Raw genomic sequence first — 16,066 nt, 5'->3', positions numbered from 1 at the left:
CATCATGAACGGAGCAAGCTCTACCGCGCGTCGTACCGCGCTCGCCCTGGCGCTCGCCGCCGTCGGCGCATCGGCCTCGGCGGCCGAACTCACGGTCGTCAACTTCGGCGGCGCGAACGGCGACGCGCAGAAGGCCGCGTTCAACCAGCCGTTCGAGAAGGCCACCGGCAACAAGGTCACGGCCGTCGAATACAACGGCGAGCAGGCGAAAGTGAAGGCGATGGTCGAGGCGAAGCACGTCAACTGGGACGTGGTGGAGGTCGAATCGGGCGACCTGAACCGCGGCTGCGACGAAGGGCTGTACGAGAAGCTCGACTGGTCGAAGATCGCGAAGAAATCGGACCTGATTCCGGAAGCGCCGCAGGTGTGCGGCGTCGGCTTCTTCGTGTGGTCGACCGCGCTGTCGTACAACGCGGACAAGCTGAAGACCGCGCCGACCGGCTGGGCCGATTTCTGGAACGTGAAGAAATTCCCCGGCAAGCGCGGGATGCGCAAGGGCGCGCGCTACAACCTCGAGTTCGCGCTGATGGCCGACGGCGTCGCGACGAAGGACGTGTACAAGGTGCTCGGCACGAAGGCCGGCCAGGACCGCGCGTTCAAGAAGCTCGACGAGCTGAAGCCGTACATCCAGTGGTGGGAAGCCGGCGCGCAGCCGCCGCAGTTCCTGGTGGCCGGCGACGTCGTGATGTCGACCGCGTACAACGGCCGCATCGACGCCGCGCAGAAGGAAGGCAAGAACCTGAAGGTCGTGTGGAACGGCAGCATCTACGACCTCGACTACTGGGCGATTCCGAAGGGCTCGCCGAACAAGGCGCTCGCCGAGCAGTACATCGCGTACACGCTGACGCCGAAGCCGCAGCAGGCGTATGCGCAGCACATCGCGTACGGCCCGGCCAACGTCGCGGCGATCAAGTCGCTCGATGCGAAGACGCTCGCGAACCTGCCGAACTCGCCGGCCAACGGCAAGAACGCGGTGCTGGAGGACATCGGTTTCTGGACCGACCACAGCGACGAGCTCGAGCAGCGCTTCGCCGCGTGGGCGACGAAGTAACCGCTACTCAGGCGTCCTGATGCAACCTGCCGCGCGGCGCAGCGAACGCGCCGCGCGGCATTCCGCCGGATCGAGCCCGGCCGGAGAGAACCGTTGAACACGATGACGATCGCTCCTTCCTCGCCGTCGACAGCCGCGCTCAAGCGCGAACTGAAGGCCGCCGAGGCCCGCAAGCGCACGATGGCGCTGCTGCTGATCGCGCCGCTCGCGATCTTCCTGCTGCTCATCTTCGTCGTGCCGATCGGCACGCTGCTCACGCGCGCGGTGCAGAACCCCGAGATCGCGACCGCGCTGCCGAACACGATCGCCGCGCTGTCGGGCTGGGACCGCAAGGCGCCGCCGTCCGACGCCGCGTATGCCGCGCTCGCCGCCGACATGACGAAGGTCGCCGACAGCGAGGCGATGGGCGCGCTCGCGCGGCGCCTGAACACCGAGATTCCCGGCTATCGCTCGCTCGTCGCGAAGACGGCGCGTGCGATGCCGCTGAAGGGCGATGGGAGCGCGGGCGACACGGCGCTGACGCCCGCGCAGACGCGCGCGAAACTGATCGAGCTCGATTCGCGCTGGGGCGATGCCGCGTACTGGCAGTCGATCGCGAAGAACGGCAGCCAGGTGTCGCCGTTCTACCTGCTCGCCGCGCTCGACCACAAGCAGGACGGCTTCGGCCATATCGTGCAGGCCGACCCGGATCAGTCGATCTATCTCGCGATCTTCGGCCGCACGTTCGTGATCGGCGTCGCCGTCACGCTGTTCGCGCTGCTGCTCGGCTATCCGCTCGCATACTGGATTTCGACGCTGTCGGAGCGCCGCGCGAACCTCGTGATGATCTTCGTGCTGATTCCGTTCTGGACGTCGGTGCTGGTGCGCGTCGCCGCGTGGATCGTGCTGCTGCAGAGCGAGGGGCTCGTGAACAAGGCGCTGATCGGCAGCGGGCTGATCTCGCATCCGCTGACGCTGCTGTTCAACCGTGTCGGCGTGTACATCTCGATGACGCACATCCTGCTGCCGTTCATGATCCTGCCGCTGTACAGCGTGATGAAGTCGATTCCGCCGACCTACCAGCGCGCGGCCGTGTCGCTCGGCAGCCATCCGTTCGCCGCGTTCTGGCGCGTGTACGTGCCGCAGACCTATCCGGGCGTCGGCGCCGGCGCGCTGCTCGTGTTCATCCTCGCGATCGGCTACTACATCACGCCCGCGCTGCTCGGCGGCCCGAACGACCAGATGGTCAGCTACTACGTCGCGTACTTCACGAACGTGACGATCAACTGGGGCATGGCGTGTGCGCTCGGCGGGCTGCTGCTCGCGGCGACGCTCGTGCTGTATGCGGTGTACGGGCGCTTCACGCGCACCAACGTGAGTCTCGGCTGAGCGCCGGGCACAGGGAAACGGGAAGGGGATGCCCACCATGAAACTCGCCAGGCCGCTGTTCGCGCCGCACATGTCGTTCGTCGAGCGCGCGTGGTACGTCGCGCTGCGCGTGCTCGTCGTGCTGACGCTGCTGTACCTGATCCTGCCGGTGCTCGCGATCGTACCGCTGTCGTTCTCGTCGAGCACGTTCCTCGTGTATCCGATTCCCGGCTTCTCGACGCGCTGGTACGAGAACCTGATCGCATCCGACGAATGGCGGATGGCCGCGAAGAACAGCTTCATCGTCGCGCCGTCGGCGACCGTCGTCGCGACCGTGCTCGGCACGCTCGCCGCGATCGGCCTCACCAAGGCCGACTTCCGCGGCAAGGGGCTGCTGATGGCCGTGCTGCTGTCGCCGATGATCGTGCCCGTCGTCGTGGTCGGCGTCGGCATGTACCTGTTCTTCGCGCCGCTCGGGCTCGCGAATACCTACACCGGGCTGATCGCCGCGCACGCGGCGCTCGGCGTGCCGTTCGTCGTGACGACGGTTGCGGCAACGCTGCAGGGCTTCAACCAGAACCTGGTGCGCGCAAGCCTGTCGCTCGGCGCGAATCCCGTCACGACGTTCTTTCGCGTGACGCTGCCGGTGATCGCGCCGGGCGTGATGTCGGGTGCGTTGTTCGCGTTCGCGACGTCGTTCGACGAAGTCGTCGTCACGCTGTTCCTCGCCGGCGCGGACCAGACGACGCTGCCGCGCCAGATGTTCACCGGGATCCGCGAGAACATCAGCCCGACGATCGCCGCGCTCGCGACGATCCTGATCATCTTCTCGACGAGCCTGCTGCTCGCGCTCGAATGGCTGCGCGGCCGCAACGCGCGGCGCGCGGTGTCGTAACGGCGTGCACGTGTAACGGTCGGCGGGATGCCGGCTCGTCGAGCCGCCCGCCAGCCATCCCCTGATCGTTGCGTCCTCAACGATGCCGCACGTCGCATGCGGCACGCCGAACCTTTCGTTTCGCTGACTGGCGACGCAGTTGCCTGCACGTTCGATGCGGCTCTGCAACAATACGGCTCGCGGTGCCGCGCGTTCCGTTCCTGCCGCACGGAACGTCCGTTGCCGCGCCGCTCAATCCGCGACGCCGTGCGTCGCTCGTCAGCCGAGCCTCATCTTGTCCGAATTCGCTTCTTCCGCCGGCGCCCGTGAGCCGGCCGTCAACTGGCGCGCGATGTCCGCCGTGCTGCTCGCCGTCGCGCTCGCGACGCTCGACACCGCGATCGCGAACACCGCGCTGCCCGCGATCGCCGCCGACCTGCACGCGTCGCCGGCCGCGTCGGTGTGGATCATCAATGCGTACCAGCTCGCGATGGTCGCGACGCTGCTGCCGTTCGCGTCGCTCGGCGACATCGTCGGCCACAAGCGCGTGTATGTCGCGGGGCTCGCGGTGTTCACGCTCGCGTCGCTCGGCTGCTCGCTCGCGGCGACGCTGCCGCAGCTGACGGCAGCGCGGATCGTGCAGGGCTTCGGCGCGAGCGCGATCATGAGCGTAAACGTCGCGCTGATCCGCAACCTGTTTCCCGCGCACCGGCTCGGGCGCGGCGTCGGGTTCAACGCGCTCGTCGTCGGCGTGTCGTTCGCGGTGGGGCCGACGATCGCGTCGCTGATCCTGTCGGTGGCCGCATGGCCGTGGCTGTTCGCGGTCAACGTGCCGCTCGGCGTGCTCGCGCTCGCCGTCGCGATTCCGTCGCTGCCGCAGACGGCGCGCGGCAAGCATGCATTCGATCCGCTCGCCGCGCTGTTCAACGTGATCACGTTCGCGTCGCTGATCTTCGCGCTCGGCGAATTCGCGCAGCGCGGGCCGCTGTCCGTCGTGTTCGCGGCCGCCGCCGTCGCGCTCGCGTTCGGCTGGCTGCTGATCCGCCGTCAGGCCGGACACCCGGCGCCGATGCTGCCGGTCGACCTGTTCCGGCGTCCGGTGTTCACGCTGTCCGCGCTGACGGCCGTGTGCGCGTTCGCCGCGCAGGGGCTCGCGTTCGTGTCGCTGCCGTTCTATTTCGAAACCGTCCTGCATCGCAGTGCGGTGGAAACCGGCTTCCTGATGACGCCGTGGTCGGCGATCGTCGCGCTCGCCGCGCCGATCGCGGGCCGCTTGTCCGATCGCTATCCGCCCGGATTGCTCGGGGCGATCGGGCTCGCGCTGCTGAGCGCGGGGATGGTGTCGCTCGCCGCGCTGCCGGCGGCGCCGGGCGTCGTCGACATCGGCTGGCGGATGATGCTGTGCGGCGCGGGCTTCGGATTCTTCCAGTCGCCGAACCTGAAGGCGCTGATGTCGAGCGCGCCGCCCGAGCGCAGCGGCGGTGCGAGCGGGATCATTGCGACCGCGCGGCTGATCGGACAGGCGACCGGCGCGGCGCTCGTCGCGTTGTCGTTCGGGATCGCGGGGCGGCACGGGCCGACGCTCGCGCTGATGCTCGGTGCGGGCTTCGCCGGAGCCGCGAGCGTCGCGAGCGGGCTGCGGCTTTTCGCGCCGTCGCATCGGGCCGGCGCGCCCGTTGCGTCGGTGCCGGTGAAGGAGCCCGCGGCGGAGTAGCGTCGCCCTTGAAGCCGCTGCCTGAATGTCCCGGGCCGGCGCGCGACGAACGCCGCCGCGCGCCGGCCGGTCACGTCACATCACGTCATGCTCAGAAGCCGCCCGTCTGGATCAGCTTGTTGAGGTTCGCGATGTTCAGGCTGCCGAAGCCGGTCGGGTAGTCCCAGCCGGTGCCGGCGGTGTAGCCATAGCCCTGATAGCCGTTGTTCCCCGACACGACGTCATAGCGCACGAGCGACGGGTTCGACGGAATGTCCGCATAGAACTTGCCGGCCGGGAAACCGAGGCCCGTGCCGTTCGCCGCGAGCAGACGCGCCCAGAAGCCGGTGAAGATCGGCGCGGCGAGGCTCGTGCCGCCGATCTGCTGCAGCTGGCCGTAGTTGTAGATGTACGCGCCCGTGCTCTGCGCGGCGTCGAACGACACATCGGGCAACTGACGGTTGCTGCCCGACTGCCACGACGGCGCCGGCAGGATCGTGCTGACGCCGCCGCCCGTCGCCCATAGCTTGCCGTTGCCGTCGAGGCCTTCGTTCCACACGGTTTCATTCGAGAACGCGCCGGCCGACGTCGTGTACAGCGTCGTGCCGCCGATCGCGAGCACGTGCGGCGACGCGGCCGGCCACGACACCGTGTAGTTCGCGCCGTCCGGATAGCCGCGGTTGTTGCATTCGTACACGCCTTCGTCGCCCGACGACACCGAGAATGTCTGGCCCTGCGCGGCGGCCGTCGTGAAGATCTGTTCCTCGGCGTCGAGCGTGCCGTCCGCGTTCGCGTCGGTTTCGCACCAGCCGAGCGACACGTTGATCACCTTCGCGGTGTTGTCCGACACCGCCCGGTTGAACGCCTGCGTGAGCCCGGTGTTGCCGGCCGCGTTCAGGTCCGCCATGTAGAACACGAGCTTGCCGACCTGGCCGCCGGCCGAGCCGACGATCGACTGGCTGTCGAGATCCCATTCGCCCTGGCCTTCCTGGTCGTCGCTGTAGCTGCCGGTCGTGCCGGTGCCGTTGGTCTTCACGGTCTGGGTCGTGACCGTGCCGTAACCGTTGCTCGACGTGAACTGCTTCAGGTCCTGGAGCGTCTGCGATACGCCGCCGATCGTGACGATCCCGACCGTCACGCCCGCCGCGGTCGGCACGCCGGTCGCGTTGTAGAGGCCGGGGAATTCCTTCGGATAATGGCCGGTGGCCGTGCCGGCCGCGAGCGCCTGCGGCTTCGCGACGTTGCCGATGCGCAGCATCGGTCTTGCGCGTGCGACGTTCTGCAGCCCGAGCACCGAGCCGACGATGTCGCCGAGCGCGCGCGGCACCTGCGCGGTCGACGCATTCGCGAAGCCCGAGCGGCCCGCATACTCGAAATGCACGAGCGACGTGTTGAACGCGGTCTTCACCGTACCGGCCGTGCCGCGCGCGGACACCAGCAGCCGGTTCGGCGCGACCTCGATGTTCACGAAGCCGCTCTTGCGCAGGTAGTCGACGACCGACTTCACCTGCGCGTCGGTCGGCGCATAGTGGGCGAGGAACTGCTCGTGCGTCAGGTACTGCCGATAGTGCGCGTTGCCGGGCCGGTTCACGTCGTGCGCGAGCTGCTTGAGCTGCGCGGCATTGCGCAGCTTCAGGCTGACGACGACGTCGGCCGTTTCGCCGGCCGCGAGCTCGAGCGACGGCGCCGCGCTGCGCGCCGTCAGTTGCGGGCCGGTCAGAAAGGCCTTCGTGTGAGTGTCGACCCAGTCCGTCGTCGCATGCGCGGCGCCGGCCGCGAACACGAGCGGCCACGCGCACGCGAAGCGGCGGGGCGACGGAATAGGAAGGGCAAACCGGGCGTTCCTTTTCATCGGGAGTCCTTTTTAGGAGAGACGACGTTGCTGGAAGCCCCGGCCCTTGTGGGGCCGCGAGCGGTGACGAGCGTAGGGCGTCGGTGCCGTTCAGGTAGCTGCCAGTTTTCATAGCTGTCAGTTCTGACATCGGCGTGCTCGCGCGCCCGCGATGGGCCGTTCACGCATGCCGCAGCGGCGGCCGGCAAAGGGAACCGGTTCGCCGCACGAACGCGCGACGGTCGGCGACGTTTGCACGCGCGACTCGTTCGTTGCGGTATCGGAATGTGCGCGATCGCGGGAGCGTTTCGCCGTGCGCGTGCATCGCCGAAGACCGGGCGTGCGCGTATCGCAAGTTGCACTATGTGGTCACGTGCCGCCGCTGCGCGTATGCGACTGCGTCCCGGTACGATGAGACGCAAAGACGGCGCCGGTCGAACGCGTCCGTTTCCCGAAGTGTGGAACAGCGCATGGCCGAGTCTTGCAGCGCGCTTTCGGTTCGCGGGGCGCATCACCGCATTAGAGGAGATGCTCGAGTTCGGATGGCGGCGCCGCATCGGCAGGCGCCCGATGTCCTCACCAGCCGGCTAGCCACCGCTCGGCGCTCCGCGACGAACGGGCCAAGCGACCCGAGCGACGGGCGTCCCGAAATTCCTCCTTGACGCTTCCCGATCAGCCGCTATCCTTCAATCCATAACCACCAGGTTATGTATTCGACCATGCAAAACGCTCCCGACATGCTGTTCCGGACACTCGCCGATCCGACGCGCCGCGCGCTCTTCGAGCGGCTGTGCGCGGAGGGCGAGCTGACGGTTGCCGCGCTGACGGCCCGCGCCGGCGTGTCGCAGCCGGCGGTATCGAAGCATCTGGGCGTACTGAAGCAGGCCGGGCTCGTGAGCGACCGCCACGAAGGCCGGCAGACGCATTACAGCGCGCAACCGCAGGCGCTGACTCCGTTGATCGACTGGACCAGCCAGATGGCGGGCTTCTGGCAGAACCGGTTCGACGCTCTCGAAGATCTGCTCAACAGGATGGACCAGTGATGAACCAGGCCAATACCGAAACGCGTACCGTCGTCGTCGAACGGGAACTGTCGCATCCGCCGGAGAAGATCTGGCGCGCGCTCACGCAGCCGCACCTGATCGAGGCGTGGCTGATGCAGAGCGATTTCGAGCCCGTCGCGGGCCGCGCGTTCAGTTTCCGCGCGGACTGGGGTTCGGTCGACTGCACGGTGCTGACGATCGAGCCGGAGCGCGTGCTCTCCTATACGTGGGCCGCTTACGGCCTCGAAAGCGTCGTCACGTGGACGCTCGCGCCGACGCCGCGCGGCACGCTGTTGCGGATGGAGCAGGCCGGCTTCCGCACGGACCAGGAGCAGGCATACCGCGGTGCGCAGCACGGGTGGGCGCAGTTCTTCGCGTCGCTCGAACAGGTGCTGGCGCGTCCCGACGAAGGCACGGAGGCCCGCGCATGAGCACGACCGACCTGACGCCGTCGGAGCGCATCGACGCGCTGATCGCCGGCATCGCCGACTGGCGCGGCAAGACTTTCGCGGACCTGCGCCAGACGATCCTCGACGCGCAAGCGGGCATCGTCGAGGAATGGAAATGGATGGGCAGCCCCGTTTGGTCGTGCGACGGGATGATCGCAGTGGCGAACGCGCACAAGGGCAAGGTGAAGGTGACCTTCATGCACGGTGCGAAGCTGGCCGATCCCGACCGGTTGTTCAACGACGGTCTCGACGGCAACGCGCGGCGTGCGATCGACTTCTTCGAAGGCGACCGGATCGACAAGCGGGCGTTGCAGAATCTCGTGCGCGCGGCGATCGAATACAACCGCACGCATCTGAAGAAGAACGCGCGGTCGGGTTCCTCCGCGGGCGCGAAGGCGCGAACCAGCAAGACGGCGTGACGCGCGAGCCGGATCCCGGCCGGTGACGTTCCGCGAAAGCGGGGCGGCCGCCGCCGTGCGATCGGCACTGCGCCAACCGCCGACCGCCGCACGAAAAAAAGCCCGACACGAGGTCGGGCATCCAAATCGGCCGCAACCGCCCGCGAGGCGGCTGCGGCACCTGCAAAGGCAGGACGCTTACGCTGCGAGCAGCGAGCGCAGCACGAACGGCAGGATCCCGCCGTGCTTGTAGTAGTCGACTTCGATCGGCGTATCGATGCGCAGCAGCACCGGCACGCGCGTCGTTTCGCCGTTCTTGCGATGAATCACGAGCGTGACGTCCTGCTGCGGCTTGAAGTCGTCGCCGAGGCCTTCGATGTCGTAGGTCTCTTCGCCGGTGATGCCGAGCGACTGGATGCTGTCCGCGCCCTTGAACTGCAGCGGCAGCACGCCCATGCCGACGAGGTTCGAGCGGTGGATGCGCTCGAAGCTGCGTGCGATCACGGCCTTCACGCCGAGCAGTTGCGTGCCCTTCGCGGCCCAGTCGCGCGACGAGCCCGTGCCGTACTCTTCGCCCGCGAACACGACGGTCGGCGTGCCGGCGTCGACGTACTTCATCGCCGCATCGTAGATCGACAGCTGTTCGCCGCTCGGCTGGTGAATCGTCAGGCCGCCCTCGACGCGCGTGCCGTCCGCCTTCGCCGGGATCATCAGGTTCTTGATCCGGACGTTCGCGAAGGTGCCGCGCATCATCACGTCGTGGTTGCCGCGGCGCGAGCCGTAGCTGTTGAAGTCGGCCTTCTGCACGCCGTTTTCCTTCAGCCACTTGCCTGCCGGCGAGTCTTCCTTGATCGAGCCTGCCGGGCTGATGTGGTCGGTCGTGACCGAGTCGCCGAAGATGCCCAGTGCGCGCGCGCCCTTGACGGTCGGGATCGCCGCGGCCGGCTCCATCGAGAAGTCGTTGCCGAAGAACGGCGGCTCCGCGATGTAGGTCGACTTCGGCCAGTCGTAGACCTGGCCCGTCTCGCCCTCGATCTTGCTCCAGAGGTCGCCCTTCTTGGTCAGCTTCGAGTAGTTGTCCTCGAACTTCTTCGGATCGAGCGCGAACTTCAGCAGCGCATGAATTTCCTCGCTGGTCGGCCAGATGTCGCCGAGGTAGATGTCGTAGCCGTCCTTGCCCTTGCCGACCGGCTCGGTCATCAGGTCGCGCGTGATGTTGCCGGCGATCGCGTACGCGACGACGAGCGGCGGCGACGCGAGGAAGTTCGCGCGGATGTTCGGGTGGATGCGCGCTTCGAAGTTACGGTTGCCCGACAGCACGGCCGCCGCGACGATGTCGTTCTTCGTGATCGCTTCGTTCAGTTCCGGCGTCAGGTCGCCCGCGTTGCCGATACAGGTCGTGCAGCCGTACGCCGCGACTTCGAAGCCGAGCTTCGCGAGGTAGGGCAGCAGGCCCGTCTTCGTCAGGTACTCGGTGACGATCCGCGATCCCGGCGCGAGCGACGTCTTGATGTGCGGCGCGACGGTCAGGCCGGCTTCGACGGCCTTCTTCGCGAGCAGGCCGGCGGCCAGCAGCACGCTCGGGTTCGACGTGTTCGTGCACGACGTGATCGCGGCGATCAGCACGTCGCCGTTCTTCACGTCGACGCCGTTGCTCGTCGTGTACTGCGCGTTCAGGTCGTCAGCCTTCTTCGCGAAGCCGTTCTCCGCGACCGGCTTCGAGAACAGCTCGGTGAACGTCGACTTGACGTTGCCGATCTCGATGCGGTCCTGCGGGCGCTTCGGGCCGGCCAGCGACGGTGCGACCGTCGCGAGGTCGAGCGTCACCGTCTTCGTGTAGTCGATGTCGCCGGCGTTCGGAATGCCGAACAGGTTCTGCGCCTTGAAGTAGTTTTCGAACGCGGCGATCTCGGCCTTCGTGCGGCCCGTGCCTTCGAAGTACTCGATCGTCTTTTCGTCGACCGGGAAGAAGCCCATCGTCGCGCCGTATTCCGGCGCCATGTTGCCGATCGTCGCGCGGTCCGGCAGCGACAGCGAGCGCGTGCCTTCGCCGAAGAACTCGACGAACTTGCCGACGACCTTTTCCTTGCGCAGCATTTCGGTGATCGTCAGCACCAGGTCGGTCGCCGTCACGCCTTCGCGCAGCCTGCCCTTCAGCTCGACGCCGACGACGTCCGGCGTCAGGAAGTACACCGGCTGGCCGAGCATGCCGGCTTCGGCCTCGATGCCGCCCACGCCCCAGCCGACCACGCCGATGCCGTTGATCATCGTCGTGTGGCTGTCGGTGCCGACGAGCGTGTCCGGGTAGTACACGGTGTCGCCGCCTTCCGCCTTCTTGTGGACGCCGCGCGCGAGATATTCGAGGTTCACCTGGTGGACGATGCCCACGCCCGGCGGCACGACCTTGAACGTGTCGAACGCCTGCATGCCCCACTTCATGAACTGGTAGCGCTCGTTGTTGCGCTGGAATTCCAGCTTCATGTTCAGGTCGAGCGCGTCCTTCTGGCGGAAGTAGTCGATCTGGACCGAGTGGTCGACGACGAGATCGACCGGCACCAGCGGCTCGATCTTCTTCGGATTCTTGCCCGAACGCTCGGCGACACCGCGCATGGCCGCGATGTCGGCGAGCAGCGGCACGCCGGTGAAGTCCTGCAGCACCACACGCGACACCACGAACGGAATCTCGTCGACGCGCTTCGCGGTCGGCTGCCAGTTCGCGAGCTGCTCGATGTGCTCTTCGGTGATCTTCTTGCCGTCGTAGTTGCGCAGCACGGACTCGAGCACGATACGGATCGACACCGGCAGGCGCTCGATCTTCGTCTTCAGTTCCTTGCCGAGCTGCGGCAGCGAGTAGAACTTGCCTTTGCCGGAACCGCTGTCGAATTCCTTGAGGGTCTTGTGGAGATTGTGGGCCATGGTGATTTTCCTGGGTTTAAGGCTAGGAAACTACGTGTCCTGTAGATGACGGCTATATCACATACAAGTCGACGTACTCATTGACCGGCATCGCTTCGAGCTTTGCCTGGTCCAGCGACACGTCGAGAATCGCTTGTTGCTGCTTTGCCGGGAAACGGCGGGCAAGGTTGGTCCGGAATTTCTCGATCAGCAGCGGGATGCCGTCCGCACGGCGTCGCTGATGGCCGATCGGGTATTCGACCGCCACTTCGGCAAGCGTCGATCCGTCCGCGAACTCGATCGTCAATGCATTCGCGATCGAGCGCTTCGCGGGGTCATGGTAATCCTTCGTGAACTGCGGATCCTCGACGCACACGGTTTTCGCGCGCAGCGCGTCGATGCGCGGATCGGCGGCGACCGCGTCTTCGTAATCGGCCGCGGTCAGCCGGCCGAACAGCAGCGGCACGGCGACCATGTACTGGATGCAGTGATCGCGGTCGGCGGGGTTCGCGAGCGGCCCCTGCTTGTCGATGATGCGCAGCGCGGCCGCGTGCGTGCGGATCGTGATCCGGCTGATGTCGGCGGCCGTGCGGCCGGCCGCGGCGAGCAGCGCGTGCAGCTGCAGCGCGGCCTCGGCGGCCGTCTGCGCGTGGAATTCGGCGGGGAACGCGATCTTGAACAGCACGTTCTCCATCACGTACGTGCCGTACGGGCGCTGGAACCGGAACGGCTGTCCGTTGAACAGCACGTCGTAGAAGCCCCAGGTTTTCGCGGTGAGCGCCGACGGATAGCCCATCTCGCCGGTTTTCGCGATCAGCGCGAGGCGCACCGCGCGGGACGTCGCGTCGCCGGCCGCCCACGACTTGCGCGAACCGGTGTTCGGCGCGTGGCGGTAGGTGCGCAGCGCGTGGCCGTCGACGAACGCGTTGGATACCGCGTTGATCAGTTCGTCGCGCGTGAGCCCGAGCAGGCGGCCGACGACGGCCGTCGACGCGACCTTCACGAGCAGCACGTGGTCGAGCCCGACCGCGTTGAACGAATTTTCGAGCGCGAGGCAGCCCTGGATCTCGTGGGCCTGGATCATCGCGACGAGCACGTCGCGCATCGTAAGCGGCAGCCTGCCGGCCGCGACGGCCGTGCGGGACAGCCAGTCGGCCGTCGCCAGGATCCCGCCGAGATTGTCGGACGGATGCCCCCATTCGGCGGCGAGCCAGGTGTCGTTGAAGTCCAGCCAGCGGATCATCGCGCCGATGTCGAACGCGGCCTGGACCGGATCGAGCTGGAAGGACGTGCCGGGCACCTTCGCGCCGTTCGGCACGATCGTGCCGGGCACGACGGGGCCGAGCAGCTTGGTGCAGGCGGGGTAGGACAGCGCCTCGAGTCCGCATCCGAGCGTGTCGATCAGGCAATGACGCGCCGTCTCCAGCGCAAGCGCGCTGTCGATGCCGGTGTTCAGCACGTAGTCGACGATATCGACGAGTACCGAATCCGGAGCGGGGCGGACGTTGGAGACCGAGGCGGACATCGAGGAGCCTGGGGGGGGACGCGCTTAGTTCGTTGCCGGCTTCAGCTCGTTCGACTGCGTCGGCGCCGCGTTGCCTTGTGCCATTTCCGGCGTTACGCATTCGTCGGCGAGACGCTCGCCGCCGTTCGCGTCGCTGAACAGCATCGCCTTGCTCGGGATCACGACCAGCTTGAAGCCGGCGGCCGGATCGTAGAACGTGTCCGCGCCGGTCGTCGTCGCTTCGCGCGGCAGCTTGTAGTTCTTCTTCGCCCAGTGGACCGTGACCACCTGGTCGCGCTTCATGTCGCCGGCGAGGTCGAACGACAGGCCTTCCTTGCACGACCACTTGACTGCGCCGTCCGGCACCGGATCGACCTTGGCCGCGGCACGTGCCTGGGCCTTCTTGCTGCGCGGAACGATGCGCTTGGCCGGTGCCGGGCGCTTGGCCGTCTTCTTCGCGGTCGTTGCCGTGCCCTGCGCGAACGCGCTCGGAGCCGACACCAGCATCGTGGCGGACAACGCGCCGATGGCGGTAGCGATCAGGAGTTTCTTCATGGAGTCAGAACCTTTCGATTATCAGTTGACAAGGGCCGGCGGCTGACACCGCCGGCCGGTTTGAAACTGCACGCGCCCCGGAAGCGCGCAGCGGCCGCTATTTTCACCTATTTGGCCGCGCATATTTCAGGTTTTCGGGCTCCGTTACGTTTTTTGTCGTTTCGCACACCTGTCGCCGGTTCGCGCGCCGCGCGTCGATGAAATGCATGTGTCGGCGCGCGCTCACCGCGCGTCCCCGGCGGCCGGGCCGAACAGCGGCGCGGCTTCGGCCGGAACCGGCTGGCCGGTCGCCTTCGCGCGGCGCAGCACCGACCAGTAATAGCGGTAGCTCGCGCGGTCGTGCAGTGTGTCGCCGTGGCGCGTCGGGCCCCAGTCGGCGGCCTGCGCGGCCAGCAGGATCTCGGCGGCTAACGCGACTTCATCGGTGCGCGGCGCGAACGCGTCGACGATCGGCCGGATCTGCGCGGGGTGGATGCTCCACATCCGCGTGAACGCGAATTCGTCGCGCGCGCGGCGGGCGTCGGCGGCGACGACGTCCATGTCGCGCACCTCGGTCGTCACGTTGTGCGACGGCGTCTTGCCGTGCGCATGGCAGGCCGCCGCGATTTCCAGCTTCGCGCGGCGCACGAGCGGATGGTCGAACTGGCCCGGCGAGCGCATCGCCGCATCGGGAATCGCGCCGTGGTGCGCGGACACGAAGTCCATCAGCCCGAAACTCAGCGTGCCGACGAGCGGCAGCGCGGCGAGGGCGGCGGCCTGCGCGAGCGCGCCGTGCGTCTCCACCAGCACGTCGACGGGGATCGGCTGCGCGAGGCCGAGCTCGCGGCGCGTGCCTTCGATGAACGCGATCATTTCGGCCGCGTCGGCCGCGCTCGCGATCTTCGGCAGCGTGATGTAGGCCGGCGCGCGCGCGGCGCGCAGCACGATGCGCACGTCGTCGCGCCAGTGGGAATGGGAAAAGTCGTGGATGCGGACGCCGATGCGTCCGAAGCGGTTCTCGGCGCTGCCGAGGAGGTCGGCGACGAGCTGCGCGTGCGCCGCTTCCTGGCCGACGGAGGCGCCGTCCTCGCAGTCGAGCGTGATGTCGAACACGGGGCCGAGTTCGGCCTGGAGCGCGAGCGACTTGCGCATCAGCTTCTCGCTGCCCGCGTAGTGATCGCAGCAGGGCAGGATCGCGGGCGGGGACGCCCCGTCGTACAGCACTTGTGCAGGAGTGAGCGCGGACATCTCTTCTACGTCAAGGAAGCGGCCAACGTGGAGAAAATCGGATTCGGGCGCGCTCTGGGCCGGCGCGGGACGCGCGTCGAGCGGCAGAACGTGCCCGGATCGGATCGGGCGGCGGGCCGGCTGCAGGCCCGCCGCTCGTGCCGTGACCGGCCGCCCGCAGGCGGGCCGGCCATGCAGCCTGCTTAGTTCTTCAGCAGGTGAGCGACGCCGTCGCGCTCTTCGAGCAGCTCGGCCAGCGTGCCGTCCATCTTCTCGCGCGAGAATGCGTCGATCTCGAGGCCTTCGACGCGCTTGTACTCGCCGTTTTCGCAGGTGACCGGCACGCCGTAGATGATGTCTTCGGGGATGCCGTACGAGCCGTCCGACGGGATGCCCATCGTGACCCACTTGCCGTTCGTGCCGAGGACCCAGTCACGCACGTGGTCGATCGCCGCGTTCGCTGCCGACGCTGCCGACGACAGGCCGCGCGCTTCGATGATCGCCGCGCCGCGCTTGCCGACGGTCGGGATGAACGTGTCGCGGTTCCACACGTCGTCGTTGATCAGCTTCAGCAGCGATTCGCCTTCTGCGGTCGCGAAGCGGAAGTCCGGGTACATCGTCGGCGAGTGGTTGCCCCACACGGCGAGCTTCTCGATCGATGCGACCGGCTTGCCCGACTTGGCTGCCAGTTGCGACAGCGCGCGGTTGTGGTCGAGGCGCAGCATCGCCGTGAAGTTCTTCTTCGGCAGGTCCGGCGCCGACTTCATCGCGATGTACGCGTTGGTGTTCGCCGGGTTGCCGACGACCAGCACCTTCACGTCGCGGCTCGCGACTTCGTTCAGCGCGGCGCCCTGGACCGTGAAGATCTCGGCGTTCGCCGACAGCAGGTCCTTGCGCTCCATGCCCTTCGAGCGCGGACGTGCACCGACCAGCAGCGCGACGTCTGCATCCTTGAATGCAACCTTCGGATCGTCGGTGATCACGACGCCCGCGAGCAGCGGGAACGCGCAATCGTCGAGTTCCATCACGACGCCTTTGACGGCGGCTTGGGCTTGCGGGAGGTCGAGCAGTTGCAGGATGACCGGCTGGTCCTTGCCGAGCAGGTCGCCGTTCGCGATGCGGAACAGCAGGGAGTAAGCGATTTGACCTGCGGCGCCGGTGACGGCAACGCGCTTTGCGGGCTTAGCCATTGAAAATCTCCAGGACGGGTGAAGCGGTGG

General features: G+C 67.5%; 13 protein-coding genes. 7 read left to right on the top strand and 6 right to left on the bottom strand.

The window, feature by feature from the left end; translation table 11 throughout:
• Window positions 1-4 precede the first annotated feature (4 nt).
• From Q3A80_RS03045 to Q3A80_RS03030, 4 genes are all read left to right on the top strand, one after another.
• Window positions 5-1,051, top strand: a complete 1,047-nt coding sequence (locus Q3A80_RS03045) for an ABC transporter substrate-binding protein (RefSeq protein ID WP_446327598.1) — start codon at window positions 5-7, stop codon at window positions 1,049-1,051.
• 102 nt (window positions 1,052-1,153) lie between these two features.
• Window positions 1,154-2,419, top strand: a complete 1,266-nt coding sequence (locus tag Q3A80_RS03040) for an ABC transporter permease (protein ID WP_446327802.1) — start codon at window positions 1,154-1,156, stop codon at window positions 2,417-2,419.
• A 37-nt stretch (window positions 2,420-2,456) separates the two neighbouring features.
• Window positions 2,457-3,293, top strand: a complete 837-nt coding sequence (locus tag Q3A80_RS03035; RefSeq protein WP_040141016.1) for an ABC transporter permease — start codon at window positions 2,457-2,459, stop codon at window positions 3,291-3,293.
• A gap of 274 nt (window positions 3,294-3,567) precedes the next feature.
• The gene (locus tag Q3A80_RS03030) at window positions 3,568-4,986 is read left to right on the top strand and encodes an MFS transporter (protein WP_446327597.1); all 1,419 of its coding nucleotides are present in this window, start codon (window positions 3,568-3,570) and stop codon (window positions 4,984-4,986) included.
• Between the two features lie 91 nt (window positions 4,987-5,077).
• Here the strand turns inward: Q3A80_RS03030 and Q3A80_RS03025 are convergent, their stop codons facing one another.
• Window positions 5,078-6,817: a S53 family peptidase gene (locus Q3A80_RS03025; RefSeq protein WP_446327596.1), complete on the bottom strand. Its 1,740-nt coding sequence runs from the start codon at window positions 6,815-6,817 to the stop codon at window positions 5,078-5,080.
• A gap of 698 nt (window positions 6,818-7,515) precedes the next feature.
• On the opposite strand from Q3A80_RS03025, the gene Q3A80_RS03020 reads away from it, so the two are divergent.
• The 3 genes from Q3A80_RS03020 to Q3A80_RS03010 are packed head-to-tail and all read left to right on the top strand — an operon-like array spanning window position 7,516 to window position 8,707.
• A complete protein-coding gene (locus Q3A80_RS03020; RefSeq protein WP_446327595.1) occupies window positions 7,516-7,839 on the top strand; it encodes an ArsR/SmtB family transcription factor in 324 nt (107 codons plus the stop codon).
• Entirely contained in the window at window positions 7,839-8,270 is a 432-nt protein-coding gene (locus Q3A80_RS03015; protein WP_446327594.1) for an SRPBCC family protein, read from the top strand. The genes Q3A80_RS03020 and Q3A80_RS03015 overlap by 1 nt, the downstream gene beginning before the upstream one ends.
• Window positions 8,267-8,707: a DUF1801 domain-containing protein gene (locus Q3A80_RS03010; RefSeq protein WP_446327593.1), complete on the top strand. Its 441-nt coding sequence runs from the start codon at window positions 8,267-8,269 to the stop codon at window positions 8,705-8,707. Before Q3A80_RS03015 ends, Q3A80_RS03010 begins: the two co-directional genes overlap by 4 nt.
• 177 nt (window positions 8,708-8,884) lie before the next feature.
• On the opposite strand, the gene acnA is transcribed toward Q3A80_RS03010, so the two are convergent.
• The 5 genes from acnA to Q3A80_RS02985 all read right to left on the bottom strand — a co-directional run bounded on the left by acnA (window position 8,885) and on the right by Q3A80_RS02985 (window position 16,036).
• Window positions 8,885-11,602, bottom strand: coding sequence for an aconitate hydratase AcnA (gene acnA / locus Q3A80_RS03005; RefSeq protein WP_446327592.1), 2,718 nt, complete (start codon window positions 11,600-11,602; stop codon window positions 8,885-8,887).
• Between the two features lie 52 nt (window positions 11,603-11,654).
• Window positions 11,655-13,106 (bottom strand): bifunctional 2-methylcitrate dehydratase/aconitate hydratase, encoded by a 1,452-nt coding sequence (locus tag Q3A80_RS03000; protein WP_446327591.1) that lies wholly within the window; start codon window positions 13,104-13,106, stop codon window positions 11,655-11,657.
• Window positions 13,107-13,130: 24 nt separating this feature from the next.
• On the bottom strand, window positions 13,131-13,640 hold the full coding sequence (locus Q3A80_RS02995; RefSeq protein WP_446327590.1) for a hypothetical protein: 510 nt from the start codon (window positions 13,638-13,640) through the stop codon (window positions 13,131-13,133).
• A 222-nt stretch (window positions 13,641-13,862) separates the two neighbouring features.
• On the bottom strand, window positions 13,863-14,867 hold the full coding sequence (locus Q3A80_RS02990; protein WP_446327589.1) for an HpcH/HpaI aldolase/citrate lyase family protein: 1,005 nt from the start codon (window positions 14,865-14,867) through the stop codon (window positions 13,863-13,865).
• 182 nt (window positions 14,868-15,049) lie between these two features.
• A complete protein-coding gene (locus tag Q3A80_RS02985) occupies window positions 15,050-16,036 on the bottom strand; it encodes a malate dehydrogenase (protein WP_006487742.1) in 987 nt (328 codons plus the stop codon).
• Window positions 16,037-16,066: the final 30 nt, after the last annotated feature.

This window comes from Burkholderia sp. SR8 (assembly GCF_052851275.1).
This window is presented reverse-complemented; position numbering and strand designations above follow the sequence as displayed.